This window comes from Paenibacillus sp. MSJ-34 (assembly GCF_018918005.1).
Lineage (GTDB): Bacteria > Bacillota > Bacilli > Paenibacillales > Paenibacillaceae > MSJ-34.
This window is the reverse complement of the sequence record NZ_JAHLPR010000024.1, coordinates 17,382-38,690: the sequence shown is the minus strand read 5'-3', so window position 1 is coordinate 38,690 and position 21,309 is coordinate 17,382. Positions and strand designations below refer to the sequence as shown.

Below are 21,309 nucleotides of genomic sequence, written 5' to 3'. Positions count from 1 at the left end.
GTACTGTCATTCATATAGAGAGGTGCCAAGAGGATGAACTTAGAAGTAGGCGCGATTTTTCAAATTGCGGGGATCGGCATCATCATCGCGATGATCCATACCGTGTTAAAGCAGATGGGGAAAGAGGATATGGCGCATTGGGTCACCGTGATCGGGTTCGTCGTCGTACTTTTTATGGTCGTTCGGCTCTTGAATGATTTGTTTCAAGAAATTAAGATGATCTTCCTGTTCCAGTAGGTGGACGGCGTGGAAATGATACAGATCGTTGGTCTGGGGCTGATCGCCACCGTATTGATCCTCGTCCTGAAAGAACAGAAGCCGATGTTTGCATTTGTCGTAGCCACGTTCACCGGCATCGTTATTTTTCTTTTCCTGATCGAAAAAATCGACGCGGTCATTCAAGTGCTGCAAGATTTGGCCGAACGATCCGGAATTCAAATGATCTATTTGAAAACGATACTGAAAATTATCGGCATCGCCTATATTGCCGAATTCGGAGCGCAAATCGTCAGGGACGCGGGTCAAGAAGGCATCGCTTCCAAAATCGAACTGGCCGGCAAAGTGCTAATCATGGTCCTCGCCATCCCGATTATCAGCATTATTATCGAAACGGTGCTGCGCCTGTTGCCGGCTTAACACGTCTCTTGCGCGAAACGGAGTTGATGCCATGAACCGCACGAACCAATGGAAAAGCGCGTCCGTCATGTTCCTTTGTTGTTTCATCGCGATGCTGGGGCAATATATTGCCGCGACAGCCTCGCCGGCGGATCAATTGATCGAGCAGCAGGCCAAACAGCTGCAGACGAGCGAAATCGAACGGTACTGGGATAATTTAATGAAGCAGTACGGCGGATTTTTCCCGGATCAGAAGGCCCCGACGTTTATGGATATGCTGCTTCCCGGAGGAGAAGGCTTCAGTCTCGCGTCGGCGTTGCGGGGATTGCTCTCGTTTCTGTTCCATGAAGTCGCATACAACGGCAAGCTGCTCGTCACTATCGTCATATTGACGGTATTTAGCATGATTCTCGAAACGCTGCAGACCGCGTTCGAACGGAACGCGGTCAGTAAAGTGGCTTATTCGATTTCTTATATGGTCATTATCATTATCGCGATCAACAGCTTTAACGTCGCGATCGGGTACGCCAAAGACGCCATCTCGGGCATGATTCATTTTATGATGGCGATGGTACCCCTATTGTTCTCTTTGCTCGCTTCCATGGGCAACGTCGTAACGGTCTCCATTATGCATCCGCTCGTCGTTTTTATGATCCATACGGTAGGGAATCTGATCTACTTCGTCGTGTTCCCGCTATTGTTCTTCTCCGCCGTGCTGCATATCGTCAGTTCGATGTCGGACAAATATAAAGCGACGCATCTTGCAAATTTGCTGCGATCGATCGGGGTATATGCGCTTGGAGCGCTGCTGACCGTGTTTCTCGGCGTCATTTCGGTGCAAGGCGTAACCGGATCGGTGACGGACGGGGTGACGGTACGCACGGCCAAATATATTACCGGCAATTTCGTGCCCGTTGTCGGCAAGATGTTCTCGGATGCGGCGGATACCGTGATTTCCGCTTCGCTGCTCGTCAAAAATGCGATCGGCTTGGCGGGAGTACTCATTATCTTGTTTTTATGCGCGTTTCCCGCGCTTAAAATATTGACGCTCGCATTAATATACAACGTATCTGCGGCCGTCATGCAGCCGATGGGAGAGAGTCCCATCGTGACCTGCCTGCAAACGATCGGCAAGAGCATGATTTACGTGTTCGGCGCGCTCGCCGCCGTCGGATTGATGTTTTTTCTGGCGATCACGATTATGCTGACTGCGGGGAATGTGACGGTGATGCTGCGATGATGGACTGGCTCAACGGTTGGTTGAAACAAATCATCGTCGTCATTCTAATCGCTTCGTTCGTCGATTTGATCTTGCCGAGCCGTTCCCTGCAGCGGTATGTCAAATTGGTTGTCAGCCTGCTGATCCTGCTGACGATCATTTCGCCCGTACTGGAATTGTTTCAAGGCAATTTTGCGGATCGGCTGGCAGACGAATTGGAAAGGCAATCGAGTTTCGAGAAGGCCGCTTCCGGCAAGATGGACGATCTCGAGCGAATCGTCAGCGAGGGCGAACGAATCAGGCGAAGCCGGGAAGAAGAAGCTTTGCGCACGGTCGAAGCCGAGATCGCCGCACGGATGAAGGAACAGATCGAGCGCGAGACGGGCGCGGCGGTGTCGAAGGTCAGCGTTTCGCTGAACTACGGGCCGAATGGCTCGGGGCAGACATCAAGGCAACCGCCCAAGATCGGCTCCGTATCCGTCGTTCTGAATGGAGACGAACAACCCGCGCTAGGCGGCGCCGAGCCGATCGCCGGAATCAAGCCGATGGAGGCGGTCAAAGTGGAAGTGCGCATCGAGTCTTCGGGCGAGTCCGTTCCCGCATTGGCGGAGGCGGACCCGGAAGCGCGGCCGAATGGCGCGAGTGCCGGGCAAGCGGCGGGCGGGCAAACCGTCAAGGAGGAAATCGTCCGTCTGATACGGCGCGAGTGGGATGTGGAAGCAAACGGAATCCAGGTCGAATAGGAGGTGGACTTCATTTGGCAAAATGGCTGCAAACGTTGGAGAATTGGATCGGCGGCGGCCCGGGCGGGACCAAACGGGTACAAACGTTTCGCTGGCTGCTTATGTTGGGGCTGATCGGCATGGGACTATTGCTGTTCAACTCATTTGCAAAAATGAACGTCAAATCGGTCGATAACGTCAATGAGAGTCGCGATCCTCCGCCGTCTTCCGACATACAAGCCGCTGCGACCGCCGATCCGTCGCCGCTCTCCGCGTTCGATACGATCGAACAGGCTCTGGAGGCGAATATGAAGGAGATCTTGGAAAAGATCGTCGGCGTCGGCACGGTGGATGTCATGGTAACGGTCGATTCCACGGAGGAAGTCATTGTACAGCGCAACGTCAAAGACAGCCAGCAGGTTACGGACGAATCCGATCCGAACGGAGGCAAGCGGCATATTACGCAATATACCCGCGACGGACAGATTGTCACGTACGAATCTTCCGGCGATCAGACTCCGATCGTAACGAAAAAAATTAAACCGAAAATTCGAGGGGTGCTCATTGTTGCCAAAGGTGCGGAAAACCGCACTGTGAAGGAACTGATCATCGACGCGGTGGAAAAAGGGATGAGCGTTCCCGCTTACCGCATTTCCGTCGTGCCCCGCAAGCAATCCCAATAATTGAAAATAAATCATATCCGCAAGGAGGAAAAACAATATGAATTCGAAAAGACAAACGATTTGGTTAGTTTCCATGCTGAGCATTATGGTCATCCTGTCCGCCTATTATTTGTTCACCGATCCTTCTGGATCGAAGGAATCGAACCAGCTCGCGGACGGCACGCAACTGACGAACGATATGATCATGCCTAACGGATCGGATAACGGCAACGGCGCAAACGATGTAATCGTGGACGAAGTGCTCGATCCGAACGCGGATCCGACGAGCGAGCCGTCGGAAAGCAAGAGCGACCAAGACGTGCTGAAACAGATGGAAAATCAGGGGGCGTCGTCCAAAGACTATATTACGAAGCTGCAAATGAACCGGAACGACGAAAACCAGAAAAAAATGGAGGAATTGCAATCGATCGTGAACGACATGGAAAAATCGCCTGCGGACGCCGGCAAAGCGACGGAAGAGATGATGAAGCTGGAAGAGAAGGAGCAAAAAATAACGAGCGTCGAGGAAACATTGCAGAAAGAATTCGGCGATGCGGTTATTACGCAGGATAACGATAAATATAAAGTCGTCGTACAGAGCAAGCAATTGGAAGTCAGCCAAGCGGTCAGCATCATCGATCTTGTTATGAAAGAATTAAATGTAACGCAAGATAAAGTGAGCGTACAGCGCGTCTCGCCGTAATCCGATTGTTGCAATGAAAATGCAAGTTCAAAAAGTGAACTTTTCAAACACCGAGAAGGCAGGGAGAACCATTCGATGTCGAATCCGCTCCCGGATATGCTTCGCGATCAAAAGGGGACTTTTTGAACAACCGCGTAAAAGAGTCCGGTTGATCTGGACTCTTTTTATTTTGAACGATTATGTTATAATACTTACGTTATATGTTCGTCCGCAACATGGACAACGAACGTTTCCGCAACTTGAATGAGAAAGTGAAAGCAGATCTGACAAGGAGTGAAATAAATGTTTAAACTGAGCGAGATTAAAGAGTTAATCAAGCTGGTCGACCAGACTACCGTTCAAGAATTGGAAATTGAAAACGAAGGTTCAAGACTGTTGATTCGCAAGCCGGGCAAAACGGAATTGGTCAACGTCCAAACCGCGCCGATTCAGCAAACCTTTCATCCCGCGCCAACCGCGCATATTGCGGCGGGTCCCGCAGCGGATGCGGCCCAGGCCCAAGGCCAGGCGAACGACGCTCCCGCCAAAGCGGAGCAAGCAAGCAATTTACATAAAATCGTCTCGCCCATGGTGGGCACTTTCTATCAAGCGCCATCGCCTGACGCGAGCCCATATGTGAAAATCGGCGACAAAGTCAAGGAAAAATCGGTCGTTTGCATTATCGAAGCGATGAAATTGATGAACGAGTTGGAAGCAGAGGTTAAAGGCGAAATCGTCGATATTTTGGTTGAGGACGGTCAGTTGGTTGAATTCGGTCAACCTCTTTTCTTGGTGAAAACGGAATAGGGGGGAGAGCAATGAAGTTTCGAAAAATATTGATCGCCAACCGCGGCGAAATCGCAGTGCGCATTATTCGCGCATGCCGGGAGCTTGGAATCGCTTCGGTTGCCGTATATTCCGAGGCGGACCGCGACGCGCTCCATGTCCGGATGGCGGATGAGGCCTACTGCATCGGACCTACAATTTCCAAGGAAAGCTATCTGAACTTGGCGAATATTATGAGCGTAGCTACGCTTACCGAATGCGACGCCATCCATCCGGGATACGGTTTCTTGGCCGAGAACGCCGATTTCGCGGAAATTTGCGACTCCTGCAACATCGCCTTTATCGGTCCTTCGCCGGAAGCCATCAGCCGGATGGGCGACAAATCCGTTGCCAAACAGACGATGAAAGAAGCGAATGTGCCGGTTATTCCGGGTTCGGACGGATTAATTGAGGATTTGGACGAAGCGATCATGGTCGCGCGCGATATCGGTTATCCCGTGATTATTAAAGCGACGGCAGGCGGAGGCGGCAAAGGCATCCGTTTGGCGGAGAACGAAGAAGCGCTCATTCAGCAAATCACGACCGCGCAGCAGGAAGCGCAAAAGGCGTTCGGCAATGCCGGCGTTTATTTGGAGAAATATTTGACCGGCATGAAGCATGTCGAAATTCAAATTATCGCCGACAAACACGGAAACGTCGTGCATTTGGGCGAACGCGATTGCTCGGTGCAGCGCCGCAGACAGAAGCTGATCGAAGAGGCGCCGTGCGCGGTGCTCACGCCCGAAATTCGCGAGCGGATGGGGCAGGCCGCAGTGCGCGCCGCACAAGCCGTCAATTATGCGGGTGCGGGCACGCTGGAATTTCTGCTTGGACCTGACGGCAACTTTTACTTCATGGAAATGAATACGCGAATTCAAGTCGAGCATCCCGTAACGGAGATGATTACGAGCGTCGACCTGATTAAAGAGATGATCTCGGTAGCCGAGGGCAACCCGTTGTCGTTCCGGCAAGAAGACGTTCAATTTAACGGATGGTCGATCGAATGCCGCATTAATGCGGAAGACGCGAGCCGCAATTTTATGCCTTCGCCGGGCAAGATCGGCTTCTACTTGCCGCCGGGAGGATTGGGCGTCCGGGTCGACAGCGCCGCGTATCCGGGATATACGATTTCGCCCCATTACGATTCGATGATCGCCAAGCTGATCGTATGGGCGCCGACGCGCCAGGAAGCGATCGAGCGCATGCGCAGAGCGCTGTCCGAATTTGAAATCGAAGGAATTCATACGACGATTCCTTTCCATTTGAAACTGCTCGAACATCCCAAATTCGTGGAAGGCGATTTCGATATTAAGTTTCTTGAGGAGTATGAAGTCTAGTTTGTCATATTTCCGATGAAATGATATAGTATGTATAATATGGTGCGTATGCTTGTCGGATGAAACATCCGCAAACTATTGGAGGTGTCTGGCGAATGGATACGATAGCGACGGATTACGAAAAGACGGAAATGGGACAAATTCATATCGCTCCGGAAGTCATTGAGGTCATCGCCGGTTTGGCCACAATCGAAGTGGAGGGCGTTGCCGGCATGAGCGGCGGTTTTGCGGGAGGCATTGCAGAATTGCTAGGACGCAAAAATTTGTCCAAAGGCGTAAAAGTTGAGGTCGGACAACGGGAAGCGGCCGTGGACGTATCGATCATTGTGGAATATGGAAACCGCATTCCGGAAGTGGCTACGGAAATTCAACGCGGTGTGAAACGTTCGATTGAAACGATGACCGGCCTGCATGTCGTGGAGGTCAACGTACACATTCACGACGTTCATTTCAAAGTTGCGGATAAGCCGGAAGAGGAAGAGTCGGCGGCGCAACGAGTACGATAAGCCGTTTGCAGGAACGCGTTAATTAGAATGGAGAACCCCCGACATCATCGTCAGGGGTTTGCTCTGATTTTAAGGAGGCCACAGCATTTATGGTGAAAATATTGGACAGGCTGCTGCTGTTTCTATACAGTTTGGTCATCGGGGCATTATCCGTCGTGATGTTTCTCCTTAGCATGCGATTGGTGAACCCGTCTTTCTTTATGGTCGAAGGCGAATGGCTCCGTTACAGCTTTATTGCCGGTTCGGTCGTCATATTTTTGATCAGTCTCCGCTTTTTTTACATATCGGTTCGCCGCGAGAAGGCGTCGCTGCATTCGATCGATCAGCGCAACGACTTCGGCGATATTAAAATTTCCGTAGAAACGGTTGAAAATTTAGTTTTGAAATCGGCGTCCCGCATTCGCGGCGTCAAAGACTTGAAAACGAAAATTGAAGTGACCGAAGCGGGCATCGTCATTACGATTCGCCTGATCGTGGACGGAGAAAGCTCGATTCCGGGACTGACCGAAGAAGTGCAGCGCCAAGTTCACGGATATGTGCAAGAAATTACGGGAATTCCCGTATCCAATGTATCCGTATATATTGCGAATATCGTTCAGACGCAAGTCTTCAAATCGAGAGTGGAATAGAGGTGAGTTTCCCGATGTGGAAATCGATATGGGAAAGTCACGGCGGACGTATTTCCGGCGTTGCGGCAGGAACGATTCTTTTTATCGCATATATATGCTTCGGATTTTGGGACATGCTCTTCCTGGCTTTGTTAGTATTTATCGGCTATACGCTCGGAAAGCAGAAGGACTTGAAGCTTGGCGCTTTGTTCCCGTGGCAACGCATGGCGGATTGGCTGACCGATAGATGGAGATTGTTTAAATGAATCCTGTGAAAGTTCCTGAACGAAAATGACTTGATATAGAGGTTGTTCAAATAGCGGGCGCAGCGCCGGCTGCCTCCCGAATCTCGCCGAAAATTGCGGCTTGCGCGGGAATTTCCACGGAAATTCCAAAGGCATCCTTAGAAGTCCCCATCGGCTGTTTGAACTTGCATTTATATACTGTCCGCTATCGTACAGGAGACGATCATAGGTTTTTTTGTGTCGAGAACGTATCATACTAGTGAAATAAAACCCTAATGTTGGAGGAACGTGAATGAAGAGGCGCCTGGCGAGAGAAATTACGGTGCAAAGCTTGTATCAAATGGAAATGAACGGAGTGTCGGCGGAAGAGGCCGTCTCCATGGTGTTGACCGAAGCAAAGGAAGAGAACGAGACGGAAATCGAAGTGCGCAACGTACAGGAGACGAGCGTTCACGTGCTAGCCCTTGTTCATGGCGTATGGAACAACAAAGAACGGATCGACCAGCTGTTGTCCGAATTTCTAAAGGGATGGCAGGTCGACCGTTTGTCCCGCGTCGATCGGCAAATACTGCGCCTCGCTTGTTATGAAATGGTGTTCAAGGACGACGTGCCGCCGAAGGTGGTCATCAATGAAGCGATTGAGCTTGCAAAACATTTCGGCACGGACGATTCCGGCAAATTCGTCAACGGCGTGCTGGGGAAAATGATGAAGGAACTGGATAAGCTGAAATCAAACTGACATAGGGGAGAGATGAACAATGACGGCAACCTTGATAGACGGCAAGGCGATTTCCGCGTCAATTCGCGAACAAATTCAATCGGAAGTGGAACGGTTGATCGGGCAAGGCGTTCGTCCCGGTCTGGCGGTGGTGCTCGTCGGCGAAGATCCGGGCTCGAAAGTATATGTGGACAGCAAGGAAAGAAGCTGCAAGGAATTGGGGATTTATTCGGAGGTGCATCGCCTCCCCGAATCCGCGTCGCAGGAGGAATTGCTTGCGCTGGTGGATCGATTGAACCGCCAGGACAATATTCACGGCATTCTTGTCCAATTGCCGCTTCCCGGACATATGAACGAGAAAGCGGTCATCGACGCGATTGCCGTCGAGAAGGATGTGGACGGCTTCCATCCGATCAATGTCGGCAACTTGATGATCGGCGACGATAGCTTGCTGCCGTGCACGCCGGCGGGCGTCATCGAGATGATCAAACGGACGGGCGTCGACATCGCCGGCAAACACGCCGTCGTCATCGGCCGCAGCAATATTGTGGGCAAGCCGGTATCGATGCTGCTGCAGCGGGAGAACGCGACCGTAACGATGTGCCATTCGAAGACGGCGAATATGCGGGAATTGACGCGCCAGGCGGATATTCTCGTCGTGGCGATCGGCCGCGCCAAATTCGTAGACCGAAGTTATGTGAAACCGGGAGCGGTCGTCATCGACGTTGGGATGAACCGGTTGGAGAACGGCAAGCTCGTAGGCGATGTCGATTTCGAAGACGTGAAGGAAATATCGGGACCGATCACGCCGGTACCGGGCGGAGTCGGGCCGATGACGATCGTCATGCTGATGCAAAATACGCTGATCGCCGCCAAGCGGGCGCACGGCATCGAATAAGGTGCGGGCGATGGCGGAGCAGCGCATATTATCGATCAAAGAATTAAACCGCTATATCCGCATGAAGCTGGAGACGGATCATGTTCTGCAAGAGGTGTGGATTCGCGGGGAAATATCCAATTTCACGCATCATTCGAGCGGGCATATGTATTTCACGCTGAAAGACGCGGACAGCCGCATCAAAGCGATTATGTTCGCCAGCCATAATCAGAGGCTTCCCTTCATTCCGAAGGAAGGCGCCCGGGTGATCGCCCGCGGCAACGTGTCCGTCTACGAGCGGGACGGACAATACCAATTTTACGCGACGCATATGCAGCCGGACGGGATCGGCAGTCTGTATTTGGCTTACGAGCAACTGAAGCAAAAATTGGACGGGGAAGGCTTGTTCGCTCCCGAATCCAAACGGCCGATACCGCGATTTCCGAAAACGATCGGCGTCATCACGTCTCCTACGGGGGCGGCCGTGCGCGATATTATCATTACGCTGCAGCGCCGCCATCCCGCGGTGCCGGTCATCCTATATCCCGTGCTTGTCCAGGGCAAGCAGGCGGGCCCGATGATCGCCGGCGCGATCGAAGCGATGAACCGGTATAAGGAAGTCGACGTGCTGATCGTCGGGCGGGGCGGAGGCTCGCTGGAGGAGCTATGGGCGTTTAACGAAGAAGTGGTCGCACGCGCCATTCACGCGTCGCAAATTCCGATTATATCGGCGGTCGGGCATGAGACGGATTATACGATCGCCGATTTTGTCGCGGATTTGCGCGCGGCGACGCCGACGGCGGCGGCGGAGCTTGCCGTTCCGCATCACGCGGAATTGAAGCAGCATCTCCGCCATTTGGAGCAGCGGATAGAGCAGGCGGCGCGCATGCGCCTTCGTCAGCGCCGCGAAGCGCTTAACCGGCTGCAGAAGTCGCCGGCATTCGCCAATCCGCGCAAGGCGCTGCTGCAGCCGGCGCAGCGGCTCGACCGGCTGCGCGAGCAGCTGCGGTTCCGGATGCAGAACCGGCAAAGCCGGCTCGCCGAGCGGCGAACCCATTTGTCGGGCCGTTTGCTTCGCCACAATCCGCAAGAGCAAGTAACGGCCGCAAGCAAACGAATGGAGCATCTCCAATACCGGATGCTGCAGTCGATTCAATCGACGGTGAAAGAAAGGAAGCATCGTTTGATCTCAGGCATGAAGCAGTTGGACGCGTTAAGTCCGCTCAAGGTGATGGCGCGCGGCTTCAGTCTCGTTTACGACGAGCGGGAGCAGCGATTGATCAAATCGATTGCCGATGTGGAGCTCGGCGATCTCGTACGCATTAAAATGGGAGACGGCAGGCTGGATTGCCAAGTATGGGGCATGACGGGGGAGGAGGAAACAAAAGATGGCGGACAATACGGAAAAGACGGAAAACGCGCATAGCTTCGAAGAGGCGATCGATAAGCTCGAGCAAATTGTAACTCGGCTCGAAAGCGGAGACGTTCCGTTGGAACAAGCGATCGAACTGTTTCAAGAAGGAATGAAGCTGTCGCAATGGTGCGGCCTCAAATTGGAGCAAGTCGAACGCAAAATTGAGATGTTGATGGAAGAAAACGGGGAATTTCGCAAAAAACCTTTTACAAACATTTTAGACGAGTCTGGTGATCCGATTGAATAATACGCCCTCGATTCAAGATTATTTGCAATCTTGTTCTGCATTGATAGAGCGGCATTTGGGGAACATATTTCCCGAGGAATGGAATTTTCCTAGCGTGCTGCGCGAATCGATGTTTTATTCGCTTATGGCGGGCGGCAAACGGCTGCGTCCGATCTTGACTCTCGCCGCGGCCGAAGCGTTGGGCGGATCGGCCGAGAAGGCGATGCCGGTCGCTTGCGCCGTGGAGATGATCCATACGTATTCGCTAATACACGACGATCTGCCCGCCATGGATAATGACGATTACCGCCGCGGCAAATTGACGAACCATAAAGTATATGGTGAATCAATGGCGGTGCTGGCCGGCGACGCGCTGCTTACTCACGCTTTTTACGTTGCCGCGCAGGCCGCCCGGACGTCCGGAGCGTCCGCGGAGGATACGCTTGCCGTTATCGAAGATTTGGCGATGCTGGCCGGGGCGCGCGGCATGGTGGGGGGACAAGTCGCCGATATGCAGGGCGAGCAAGGGTTGACCGATTTGGATCAGCTCCGGTATATCCATTTGCACAAAACGAGCGATTTAATCGTGTTCGCGTTGAGAGCCGGCGGCCGAATTGCAGGCGCTACGAAGGAACAGCTTGACGGCTTGTCCGTCTTCGGCTCGAACCTCGGCCTCGCTTTTCAAATTCAGGACGACATTCTCGATCTGATCGGGGATGAACGTAAGCTCGGCAAGCCGACGAACAGCGACGTCAAAGGCAAAAAAGTGACCTATCCGTTCTTTATCGGCCTGGAAGCTTCGGAACGGGAAGTGGAACGATTGACGGAAGAAGCGAAACAAGCGATTCTTGGCGCAAACTTGCCGAATCCGCACAAATTGTTGCAAATTGCTGACTATTTGATGAAACGGGACCATTAATTGCTGCGTATAACTTATTAATTTATGTTATAATAAGTCTTACATATGAGTGGTGCAGTATCCTAGTCAGTCTACCTTTCTGAAGGCGGGCCTAAAAATTCGCCAAAGGGCACATCGATGAAGTTCCTTGTGTTGGCTTTCGACGCCCAGTCGGGGGCTGATGCTGGGAGTTAAGGTTGTGGGGCGATCCACAATGGCATGTGGGCGTTGACCCCGCTTCCGCGGAGGCCCAAGTTCGTGGCTTTTGCGCCCTCGCGCGCCCGGTTACGGCTTGGGGTATGAACCTGCATTGCGAGTCGAATCTGTCTCATTTTATATCATTATGAGCGGGAAGCAGCATCTATGACTTGTTTGCAGCGTAGCCTGCCTTGAGTGAATCAGCAGGGATTATGGAAGTGTAGGCGGATATCGCTTCGGCCAAAGCGCTATTCTCCGGATGCTATATGAAAGCTGATTTGCAAAAGAGGCTAAGGAATGGTTTAAAGACTGTCGGAGGAAAACTCCTAGGCTGTTCACGCAGTGAGGCTTTTTGAGGATTATAGTGTGGACTAAGTGGTAATCCAGTCTGACGGCCGGCAACGGGGTCAAGACGAGCGTAAAGGGAAACCGCCTTTTCGGCGACGGGGAGGCGTCTTGTCTGGGAAAACCTACTGGACCTAAGCCACAGCGTTTACTCAAAAAGTTGCCACTCACTTTCCATACTTAGGAGCAAAGAAGATCAATATGAAGTTTTCGATCAAGCACTCCATCAAATGGAGTATTTTTATATCGATCGTCACATTTGCGCTAGCGTGTATCTTCTCTGTCGTTTCGACCGCCTTATTGGCAGGAGTCAGTTGGGGAATCGGCACGCTTATTGTTTTTTTACTGATACTGATCGGGATCGTGTTCGATATTATGGGACTCGCCGCCGCCGCCGCGGACGAGAAGCCGTTTCACGCCATGGCGGCCGAGCGCGTTCACGGGTCAAGGCAAGCGATCTATATCGTTCGCAATGCCGACCGCTTTTCCAATTTTTGCAATGACGTCGTGGGCGACGTAAGCGGCGTGATTAGCGGAGCCGCGACGGCGCTCGTCGTGGCGAATTTAATTGCGACCATGAATGCGAGCAACGTCGTGGTGACGACAGCAGTAAGCGTTGTCTTCGCCGGCATCGTATCCGCACTTACGGTCGGAGGCAAAGCGATGGGCAAATCGTACGCGATTCATTATTCCACCGGCATCGTGCTGACGATCGGCAAGTTTTTCGACGTATTGGAACGAAGATTGCGCATTCGCATATTTGTAAAGAAAAAAAGCAAATCGAGCAAAGGAAAGCGAGGAAAATCACGTGCTGCTAGACCAAATTGATCAACCCGACGATCTGAAAAAATTATCGGTCCCGGAATTAACGCAATTGGCAGCCGAAATTCGCCAATTTCTTATCGAGAAGCTTTCCGTTACAGGCGGGCATCTCGCGCCCAATTTGGGCGTTGTCGAATTGACGCTGGCATTGCATTATTTATACCAAAGCCCGAAAGACAAGTTTATTTTCGACGTCGGACATCAAGCGTACGTTCACAAAATTTTGACGGGACGCATGGACAAATTCGATACGCTGCGCAAATATAAAGGATTATGCGGTTTCGTCAAACGCTCCGAGAGCGAGCATGACGTATGGGAAGCGGGTCACAGCAGCACGTCGTTGTCCGCCGCGATGGGCATGGCGACGGCGCGCGATTTGAAAGGCGAAGACCACAAAGTGATCGCGGTGATCGGGGACGGCGCTTTAACGGGAGGCATGGCCTTCGAAGCGCTGAACCATATCGGCCACGAGAAGAAAAATTTGATGGTTGTGCTGAACGACAATGAAATGTCGATCGCGCCGAATGTCGGAGCGATGCATAACTATTTAAGCAAAATTCGTTCCGACAAACATTATTTGCGGGCCAAAGGCGAATTGGAACAGTTCCTCAAAAAAATTCCGGCCATCGGCGGAAAGCTGGCCAAGACGGCCGAACGAGTGAAGGACAGCTTGAAATATTTGGTCGTTTCCGGCGTATTATTCGAAGAGTTGGGCTATACCTATTTCGGGCCGATTAACGGCCACGATATCGAAGCGATGCTCGATGCGTTCAGACAAGCGGACAATGTAGACGGTCCGGTATTGATGCATGTCGTCACCGTCAAAGGAAAAGGCTACTCGCCGGCGGAAGCGGACTCGCATAAATGGCACGGCATTACGCCGTACAAAATGGAATCCGGACAAGTGCTGAAGGCGGTCGGCAATCCGATGTATACGGAAATCTTCGGAAGCACGCTGATCGAGCTCGCCGAGCAGGACGAACGCATTGTCGCCGTTACGCCTGCGATGCCGGGCGGTTCGGGGCTGCTTGCCTTCGGAGAACGGTTCCCGAACCGAATGATCGATGTCGGCATCGCCGAGCAACATGCGGCCACGATGTGCGCGGCGCTAGCTTTGGAAGGGCTCAAGCCCGTATACGCGGTCTATTCGACCTTCTTGCAGCGGGCGTACGATCAAGTCGTTCACGATATTTGCCGGCAAAACGCCAACGTCATCTTCGCGATCGACCGGGCGGGATTCGTCGGCGCGGACGGCGAAACGCATCAAGGCGTGTACGATATCGCTTATTTGCGCCATATTCCGAATATGGTGCTTATGATGCCGAAGGATGAGAACGAGCTTCGCCATATGATGAAAACGGCGCTTGAATACAACGATGGGCCGATCGCCGTTCGTTACCCGCGCAATAACGCCGTTGGCGTGCCGCTCGATCCGGAGATGAAGCCGATTCCGATCGGAACGTGGGATATCGTACGCGAAGGAGATTCGGCGGCGATCGTAGCTGCCGGACCGATGATTCCAGTCGCGGAAGAGGCGGCGGAACTGTTAAAGCGGGAAGGTATGAGCGTGCGGGTCGTCAATGCAAGATTTATTAAGCCGTTGGATGAGCAAATGCTGTTGCAGCTTGCCAAGGAAGGTTTGAATTTGATCGTATTGGAAGAATCGTCCCAAATTGGCGGCTTGGGCAGCGCGGTTTTGGAATTTTATTCGAATAAAGGCATTTTCAATATGCATGTCAAAACGCTCGGCGTGCCGGATTACTTCGTCGAGCACGGCAGCATCGTCGAACAGCGGCAGGAAGTCGGTCTGACCCCAGGCAGAGTCGCGACGGAACTGAAAGCGATGTTGCCGCGGATTAAATTAAGCGCAAAGTAGGTTTATATGGATGTCGAATCAGAAAGAGCGGATCGATGTGCTGCTCGTCGAACAAGGTTTATGCGACAGCCGGGAAAAGGCGAAAGCCGCGATTATGGCCGGATTGGTGTTCAATAAGGACGGAGAACGGCTCGAAAAAGCGGGAATGAAGATTGCGCGCGATACCCAGTTGCAAGTGAAAGGGGCCGTTCATCCTTATGTAAGCCGAGGCGGCTTGAAGCTGGAGAAGGCGCTTCGTACGTTCGAATTGGACATTGCCGATTCCGTCATGCTGGATATCGGCGCGTCTACCGGCGGTTTTACCGACTGCGCGCTGCAGCATGGAGCGCGGTACGTTTATGCAATCGATGTCGGATACAACCAGTTGGATTGGTCGCTTCGCAACGACAGCAGAGTTCATGTGATGGAAAGAACGAATTTCCGCTACACGACCCCGGAGGATTTATCGGGACCGGTTCCGGACTTTGCAACGATCGACGTATCGTTCATATCGCTTACCATCATATTGCCTCCTTTGCTCGCCTTGCTGCGCCGTCCTGCCCGGGTCGTCGCCCTCATTAAGCCGCAGTTCGAGGCAGGCAAGGAGAAAGTCGGCAAATCCGGCGTCGTGCGCGACCGGAAAGTGCATCAAGAAGTGCTCGAGCGGATCCTTGCATACGCCGCCGGACTCGGTTTCCGCCTGGACGGCCTGACGTTCTCGCCGATCACGGGCGGAGAAGGAAATATCGAATTTTTGGCTTGCTGGACGCTGGCGGAAGGCGCCGAGGCGATGGAACGGGAAGGCGAAGACGCGTCTCTCATCGAGAAGGTCGTGCGGGACGCCTCGCATACGTTTACCGGAAACTCATCCAACGGATGAGTTTCTTTTGTTTAAAAAAAGGATATTGGCTGGTTTTCCGCGAATAAGATGTGCAAGAAGTCTTTCCATCGTTTGAGGTGATTCGAATGGGGCGCAGTGATGAATTCGTCATGATCGGAATTATCGTCCTGATCGCTATTTGGATTTATTTCGCATTTCGCAAGTGGCTGCTCGAACCGACCTCGTTACGGTATATTCCTTTAAATAACGACATTAAAGAATCCGTCGCGGTGCAACTGCTGGAACGGGCCGGCTACGAGGTGATCGGGGGCAAGTTCCGCATTCCGTTTCATTTTACGGTAAACGGTGACGATCTGCACAGCCGCTTGTTCGTGGATTTAGTCGCAAGACAAGGGAAAGAATGTTATTTAGTGAAAATCGCGCGGGACCGCATGCCGATCGATTGGACGGGCAGCGGCGTCCGCAATCGTTTGCTTGCGTATTTTTTAATATATGGAGATTGCGCAGGGATATTATATATTGATGAAAAAGAACAGCAAATCCATAAAATACAATTTCAATTCGACGAAGACGATTAGCGGTGATTGCGGTTTATAGGTCCGACGAACAAATTGGAGGAGGGTATCATGAAGGGACAACGACACGTAAAAATTCGCGAAATTATTATGAATCGGGACATTGAGACGCAGGACGAGCTCGTGGACGCGCTGCGAAATGCCGGATACCAGGTGACGCAAGCTACCGTTTCGCGCGATATTAAAGAAATGCAGCTCATTAAAGTGCCGCTTGAAAACGGAAACTATAAATATTCGATGCCTACCGATCAACGCTACAATCCGGTTCAAAAATTAAAACGGGCGCTCGTGGACAATTTCGTTCATATCGACTATACGGAAAATTTGGTGGTCATGAAATGTTTGCCGGGAACGGCCAACTCCATTGCCGTATTGATGGACAATTTGGAGTGGGAAGAAATTATGGGCACGATTTGCGGCGACGATACGATGCTCATCATTTGCCGCAATAAAGAAAATAGCGGCAAAATCGTCAATCAAATTATGGATTTGATTTCGTAAGGATGGTGGAACTATGCTTGTGGCGTTATCGATTCGGAATTTAGCCGTCATCGAGTCGGTTTCTGTTGATTTTCATAAGGGATTTCACGTATTGACAGGGGAAACGGGCGCGGGCAAATCGATTATTATCGATGCTTTAAGTTTAGTGATCGGCGCGCGCGGCTCGGCGGAATTCGTACGCTACGGATGCGATAAAGCGGAAATTGAGGCGATGTTCGATCTGCAAGCGGACCATCCGGTATGGGATGTGCTGAAGGAGATGGGCATACATACCGCGGAAGACGAGCATCTCGTAGTCCGGCGCGAATTGACAGCCCAAGGCAAAAGCGTCAGCCGCATTAACGGGCAAATGGTCAATTTGACGATGCTGCGCCAGGTGGGGGAGCATCTGGTCAACATTCACGGCCAGCATGAGCATCAATCCTTATTGCAAGTCGATAAGCATCTGCATTTATTGGATACGTACGGCGAGACGATCATTGCGCCTGTCAAAGCCGAATACCAAGAGGTGTACAAGCAATTCGTCGCCGTGCGCAAACAATTGGAAGAGCTTGAAGAATCGAGCCAAAAATCGTTGCAAATGCTGGATCTGTACCGCTTTCAAATCGAGGAAATCTCAAGCGCCGGCTTGAAAATCGGCGAAGACGAATCATTGGCGGAAGAGAAGCGCAAACTAGCCAATAGCGAGAAAATGATGGATACCGTATCGGAAGCATACGAAACGATATACGGAAGCAAAGGGCTGGATTCGGTCGGCAAAGCCGTTTCCAAATTGAACGATATCGTTTCCTTCGACGCGCCGGCGCTGCAGCCGATTATCGAACAGTTGCAATCCGCGTATTATCAAATGGAAGACGCGGCTTTCGCGCTGCGCGACTATCGGGAACGGATCGAATTTAATCCGGCGCGATTGGAGCAAATCGAAGAACGGCTCGATCTTCTCGTCTCTTTCCGGCGCAAATACGGCGATAACGTTGCGGAAATATTGGCTTATTTGGATCGAATCCGCAAGGAAACCGAAACGATCGAGAATAAAGACGAAGTGATGCGCAAGCTGCAGCAAGAAGCCGACGGCTTGTTCGCGAAGCTGGTCGTATTGGCGAAGCGGCTGAGCGGTTTGCGCAAACAATGCGCCGAACGGCTAACGAAACAAATGGAATCGGAACTGACCGATTTGCAAATGGAACGTACGCGGCTCGCAGTCAAGCTCGAGCGAACGGAAGACCCAAGCGGCCTGGATGTCGACGGCGTACGGATCCGGTTTACGAAACACGGGTTCGACAGCGCCGAGTTTCTGATCTCGCCTAATCCGGGAGAGCCGCTTCGGCCTTTGCATAAAATCGCGTCCGGCGGTGAACTGTCGCGTCTTATGCTTGCGCTGAAATCGATATTCGCCGCCGTCGACCGGGTTCCGGTGCTCGTCTTCGACGAGGTCGATACGGGGGTCAGCGGACGGGCTGCGCAATCGATCGCCGAGAAAATGTCCAAGCTGGCGGAGATGTGCCAAGTGTTCTCCATTACGCATTTGCCGCAAGTCGCTTGCATGGCCGATCGTCATTATTTGATCCAAAAGCAAGTCGTCGGGGAACGAACGATGACGAATGTAGAAGCGTTATCGAGCGAAGGGCGCGTGGCGGAACTCGCCCGCATGCTGGGCGGTGTCGAAATCACCGAGAAGACGCTGCACCACGCCCAGGAAATGCTGACGCTGGCGGACGCCAAAAAAGCGATGTAATCGCTTGAAAGGAACGGCTTGCAGCGATGCAAAGCCGCCTTAGGGAACGGACACTTTCATTGGTTTTACGATCAATTTTTTCAGTAATAAAACGCTCCGGCCAAGGTTATCTTATAGGTACGCAATTGGCGACTGCCTTTCTCGTCAAGCGAAAGAAGGAAAGGGAGCGTGACATCTTGAATTCCACCGTTAGGAAAAGATTCATCGGTCTTTTACTTGTTTTTTCCGTATGCATACTTACCACGACGACACCGTTTCAGAACTTTGCCACCTTTCCGAGCGAAGTACGCCTTTTTACCGGACAGCACAAGGATTTGATGCTCTCCATTCCCGTTCAGGCGCAAGCCAGTCTGGATCGCCCGGATGTCGTGCAGGTGAACGGAGCGGCAGGGCCATCGTTCAACGTCTCGTTGAACAAGCCGATTCATTTGCAGACGGCGCAAAGCGGCCAAGCGGAATTAAAGCTGAAATTATTCGGCAAAATTCCGTTCAAAACGGTCAAAGTGAACGTCGTTCCCGATTTGAAAGTCATTCCCGGCGGACAAACGATCGGGGTAAAGGTGAAATCCGCCGGCATTTTGGTCGTCGGTCACCATTTGGTTGCGGCCGACAAAGACCGTAAAGTGTCGCCAGGCGAAGATGCGAATATTAAACTTGGGGATTTGATTACGCGGATCGACGGCGTTCCATTGAACGATGTGTCCAAAGTCGCCGCTCTTGTGGAAGAAGCGGGCAAGAAGAACAAGCCGCTCGAATTGACCATTTTGCGCGACGGCCAAGAAATCAAGACGAAGCTAACCCCCGCTTACGATACGAAGGATAAGGCATGGCGCCTTGGATTGTATATCCGCGATTCGGCTGCGGGAGTAGGAACGCTAACGTTCTATGCGCCGGATCAAGGAGCGTTTGGAGCGCTCGGGCATGTCATTACCGATATGGACACCCAAACGCCGATCGTAGTCGGCAAAGGCGAAATCGTACAATCGAACGTTACTTCGATTTCCAAGAGCCAAGACGGGGAACCGGGGGAAAAGCGAGCCCATTTTCTGAAGGAAACGAAAGTTTTGGGAGAGATCGAGCGCAACACGCCATTTGGCATCTTCGGCAAGATGAAAGCCAATCCCGAACACAGCTTGTTTAAAAAACCGATTCCTGTCGCCTTCGCGGAGGAAGTCAAGGAAGGCCCAGCGCAAATATTAACGGTCGTCGAGGGCCAACAAGTCGAACGCTACAATATCGAGATCGTTCATGTAACCCGTCAAACGACTCCGGCCACGAAAGGGCTCGTGATCCGCATTACCGATCCGCGCTTGTTGGAAAAGACGGGGGGAATCGTACAGGGGATGAGCGGGAGCCCGATCATTCAAAACGGTAAATTAATCGGTGCCGTCACTCATGTTTTCGTCAACGATCCGAAATCGGGTTACGGTTGTTTTATCGAATGGATGCTGCAGGATGCGGGCATTATGATCAAAAATTCCGGCAACGCCAAAGATAAAGCATCGTAATGTGATCCCCCTTTCAGGGGGATTTGTTCCATCGGGCAAACCTATTTTATATGGTCACACGGAAAGGCTTCGGTATGAAGCTTTTTTCATTTTTTGTCGAATGGAAACGAAAAAAGTTGGAACATGTAATAAAATTATTATTATAAAATATTTTTTAGAAAAAATAAAGAAAAATAATTTTCGACAGGAGGAATTTACTGGGTGATGTCGAATTTCTTTTTCTGGACAGGAAAAAAAGAAACATTGAATTTAAACAGATGAAGGAGGATCCAGTAGTGCAAAAGATTGAAGTATTGTTAGCGGACGACAACCGAGAATTTACGAATTTATTGGCGGAATATATTTCCGAACAAGGGGATATGGTGGTTACTGGCATCGCTTATAATGGCGAAGAAGTGCTGCGCCTCATTGAAGAATCGCGCAAAGCGCCCGACGTCATTATTTTGGATATCATCATGCCGCTTTTGGACGGGCTTGGCGTTCTCGAAAGATTGCGCGCCATGAATTTGACTCCGCAGCCCAAAGTCATCATGCTGACGGCTTTCGGCCAGGAAAATATTACGCAAAAAGCGGTACAGCTCGGCGCTTCGTATTACATCCTCAAACCTTTTGATTTGGAAGTGCTTGCGAACCGTGTGCGGCAATTGATCGGAACGGTAACGATGGCTTCGGTCGGCACGCCGATCGTTTCATCTCCTAAGTCGAACGTGGTTCCAATGGGCAAAGGGAAAAATTTGGACGCTAATATTACTTCGATTATCCATGAAATCGGAGTGCCGGCGCATATTAAAGGGTATCAATATTTGCGCGAGGCGATTACGATGGTGTACAACAACATTGAAATACTCGGCGCGATTACGAAAACGCTGTATCCGGCCATCGCCGAAAAATTCAAAACGACGCCGAGCCGCGTCGAACGGGCGATCCGCCACGCGATTGAAGTCGCTTGGACGCGCGGCAATATCGACTCGATTTCGCATTTATTCGGCTATACGATCAACATTTCGAAGTCGAAACCGACCAATAGCGAGTTCATCGCGATGGTGGCCGACAAGCTGCGGATCGAGCATAAGGTGAGTTGATCGCCAAGGGCATAAAAAGAGCAATTACATAATGCTTTAAGTACTTGATTCGCCGCATCATAAACGGTTGTAGCAGCCGTTTACGATGCGGCGTTTTTAACGTTTGTAAGCGATTTTGACCGAATTAGGCGAAAAAACAATTGACAATGCAGCGTAACTTTGTTTATATTAAGCATTAATACATGAAATGACGATGACGGAGAAGAGTAAGCTGGGACGTCCTAAGCCAGGGATCGCGCTGCCGGAGACTGAGAGCGCGCGAGTGGAAAGAGCAGCCGAAGTTCGCTCCCGAG

24 protein-coding genes are annotated in these 21,309 nt (G+C 51.7%); all 24 read left to right on the top strand.

Annotation, left to right across the window (positions count from 1 at the left end; genetic code table 11):
* Positions 1-33: 33 nt before the first annotated feature.
* The 24 genes from spoIIIAC to spo0A all read left to right on the top strand — a co-directional run bounded on the left by spoIIIAC (position 34) and on the right by spo0A (position 21,016).
* Positions 34-237, top strand: coding sequence for a stage III sporulation protein AC (gene spoIIIAC / locus KQI79_RS13480; protein WP_216538768.1), 204 nt, complete (start codon positions 34-36; stop codon positions 235-237).
* Between the two features lie 9 nt (positions 238-246).
* Positions 247-636 carry a stage III sporulation protein AD gene (gene spoIIIAD, locus KQI79_RS13475; RefSeq protein WP_216538767.1) on the top strand — a complete coding sequence of 130 codons (390 nt, stop codon included), beginning with the start codon at positions 247-249 and terminating at the stop codon, positions 634-636.
* Between the two features lie 67 nt (positions 637-703).
* Positions 704-1,855 (top strand): stage III sporulation protein AE, encoded by a 1,152-nt coding sequence (gene spoIIIAE / locus KQI79_RS13470; protein WP_290370019.1) that lies wholly within the window; start codon positions 704-706, stop codon positions 1,853-1,855.
* Positions 1,852-2,577, top strand: coding sequence for a stage III sporulation protein AF (gene spoIIIAF, locus KQI79_RS13465; RefSeq protein WP_216538765.1), 726 nt, complete (start codon positions 1,852-1,854; stop codon positions 2,575-2,577). Before spoIIIAE ends, spoIIIAF begins: the two co-directional genes overlap by 4 nt.
* A gap of 14 nt (positions 2,578-2,591) precedes the next feature.
* Positions 2,592-3,239 carry a stage III sporulation protein AG gene (gene spoIIIAG, locus KQI79_RS13460; protein WP_216538764.1) on the top strand — a complete coding sequence of 216 codons (648 nt, stop codon included), beginning with the start codon at positions 2,592-2,594 and terminating at the stop codon, positions 3,237-3,239.
* Positions 3,240-3,276: 37 nt separating this feature from the next.
* Entirely contained in the window at positions 3,277-3,921 is a 645-nt protein-coding gene (locus KQI79_RS13455) for a SpoIIIAH-like family protein (RefSeq protein WP_216538763.1), read from the top strand.
* 282 nt (positions 3,922-4,203) lie between these two features.
* Positions 4,204-4,707 carry an acetyl-CoA carboxylase biotin carboxyl carrier protein gene (accB, locus tag KQI79_RS13450; RefSeq protein WP_216538762.1) on the top strand — a complete coding sequence of 168 codons (504 nt, stop codon included), beginning with the start codon at positions 4,204-4,206 and terminating at the stop codon, positions 4,705-4,707.
* Positions 4,708-4,718: 11 nt separating this feature from the next.
* Positions 4,719-6,062 (top strand): acetyl-CoA carboxylase biotin carboxylase subunit, encoded by a 1,344-nt coding sequence (gene accC / locus KQI79_RS13445; protein WP_216538761.1) that lies wholly within the window; start codon positions 4,719-4,721, stop codon positions 6,060-6,062.
* Positions 6,063-6,157: 95 nt separating this feature from the next.
* A complete protein-coding gene (locus KQI79_RS13440; RefSeq protein WP_216538760.1) occupies positions 6,158-6,568 on the top strand; it encodes an Asp23/Gls24 family envelope stress response protein in 411 nt (136 codons plus the stop codon).
* Between the two features lie 89 nt (positions 6,569-6,657).
* Positions 6,658-7,197: an alkaline shock response membrane anchor protein AmaP gene (amaP, locus tag KQI79_RS13435; protein ID WP_216538759.1), complete on the top strand. Its 540-nt coding sequence runs from the start codon at positions 6,658-6,660 to the stop codon at positions 7,195-7,197.
* Between the two features lie 14 nt (positions 7,198-7,211).
* Positions 7,212-7,442 (top strand): DUF2273 domain-containing protein, encoded by a 231-nt coding sequence (locus KQI79_RS13430; RefSeq protein WP_216538758.1) that lies wholly within the window; start codon positions 7,212-7,214, stop codon positions 7,440-7,442.
* 271 nt (positions 7,443-7,713) lie between these two features.
* The gene (gene nusB, locus KQI79_RS13425; protein WP_216538757.1) at positions 7,714-8,160 is read left to right on the top strand and encodes a transcription antitermination factor NusB; all 447 of its coding nucleotides are present in this window, start codon (positions 7,714-7,716) and stop codon (positions 8,158-8,160) included.
* A 19-nt stretch (positions 8,161-8,179) separates the two neighbouring features.
* Entirely contained in the window at positions 8,180-9,037 is an 858-nt protein-coding gene (gene folD / locus KQI79_RS13420) for a bifunctional methylenetetrahydrofolate dehydrogenase/methenyltetrahydrofolate cyclohydrolase FolD (protein WP_216538756.1), read from the top strand.
* 10 nt (positions 9,038-9,047) lie between these two features.
* Positions 9,048-10,442 carry an exodeoxyribonuclease VII large subunit gene (xseA, locus tag KQI79_RS13415; RefSeq protein WP_216538755.1) on the top strand — a complete coding sequence of 465 codons (1,395 nt, stop codon included), beginning with the start codon at positions 9,048-9,050 and terminating at the stop codon, positions 10,440-10,442.
* On the top strand, positions 10,405-10,677 hold the full coding sequence (gene xseB, locus KQI79_RS13410; RefSeq protein WP_216538754.1) for an exodeoxyribonuclease VII small subunit: 273 nt from the start codon (positions 10,405-10,407) through the stop codon (positions 10,675-10,677). Before xseA ends, xseB begins: the two co-directional genes overlap by 38 nt.
* The gene (locus tag KQI79_RS13405) at positions 10,670-11,575 is read left to right on the top strand and encodes a polyprenyl synthetase family protein (RefSeq protein WP_216538753.1); all 906 of its coding nucleotides are present in this window, start codon (positions 10,670-10,672) and stop codon (positions 11,573-11,575) included. The genes xseB and KQI79_RS13405 overlap by 8 nt, the downstream gene beginning before the upstream one ends.
* Positions 11,576-12,298: 723 nt before the next feature.
* Positions 12,299-12,925, top strand: coding sequence for a hypothetical protein (locus KQI79_RS13400; protein ID WP_216538752.1), 627 nt, complete (start codon positions 12,299-12,301; stop codon positions 12,923-12,925).
* Positions 12,906-14,795, top strand: coding sequence for a 1-deoxy-D-xylulose-5-phosphate synthase (gene dxs / locus KQI79_RS13395; RefSeq protein WP_216538751.1), 1,890 nt, complete (start codon positions 12,906-12,908; stop codon positions 14,793-14,795). The genes KQI79_RS13400 and dxs overlap by 20 nt, the downstream gene beginning before the upstream one ends.
* Before the next feature lie 10 nt (positions 14,796-14,805).
* Positions 14,806-15,654 carry a TlyA family RNA methyltransferase gene (locus tag KQI79_RS13390; RefSeq protein ID WP_216538750.1) on the top strand — a complete coding sequence of 283 codons (849 nt, stop codon included), beginning with the start codon at positions 14,806-14,808 and terminating at the stop codon, positions 15,652-15,654.
* 86 nt (positions 15,655-15,740) lie between these two features.
* Positions 15,741-16,193, top strand: coding sequence for a hypothetical protein (locus KQI79_RS13385; RefSeq protein ID WP_216538749.1), 453 nt, complete (start codon positions 15,741-15,743; stop codon positions 16,191-16,193).
* 48 nt (positions 16,194-16,241) lie between these two features.
* Entirely contained in the window at positions 16,242-16,691 is a 450-nt protein-coding gene (gene ahrC, locus KQI79_RS13380) for a transcriptional regulator AhrC/ArgR (RefSeq protein ID WP_253298136.1), read from the top strand.
* A 13-nt stretch (positions 16,692-16,704) separates the two neighbouring features.
* Positions 16,705-18,426: a DNA repair protein RecN gene (gene recN, locus KQI79_RS13375; RefSeq protein WP_216538748.1), complete on the top strand. Its 1,722-nt coding sequence runs from the start codon at positions 16,705-16,707 to the stop codon at positions 18,424-18,426.
* A gap of 176 nt (positions 18,427-18,602) precedes the next feature.
* Positions 18,603-19,934, top strand: a complete 1,332-nt coding sequence (gene spoIVB, locus KQI79_RS13370) for a SpoIVB peptidase (RefSeq protein WP_216538747.1) — start codon at positions 18,603-18,605, stop codon at positions 19,932-19,934.
* A gap of 275 nt (positions 19,935-20,209) precedes the next feature.
* Complete coding sequence (gene spo0A, locus KQI79_RS13365; protein WP_216538746.1) at positions 20,210-21,016, top strand: sporulation transcription factor Spo0A; 807 nt, start codon at positions 20,210-20,212, stop codon at positions 21,014-21,016.
* Positions 21,017-21,309 lie beyond the last annotated feature (293 nt).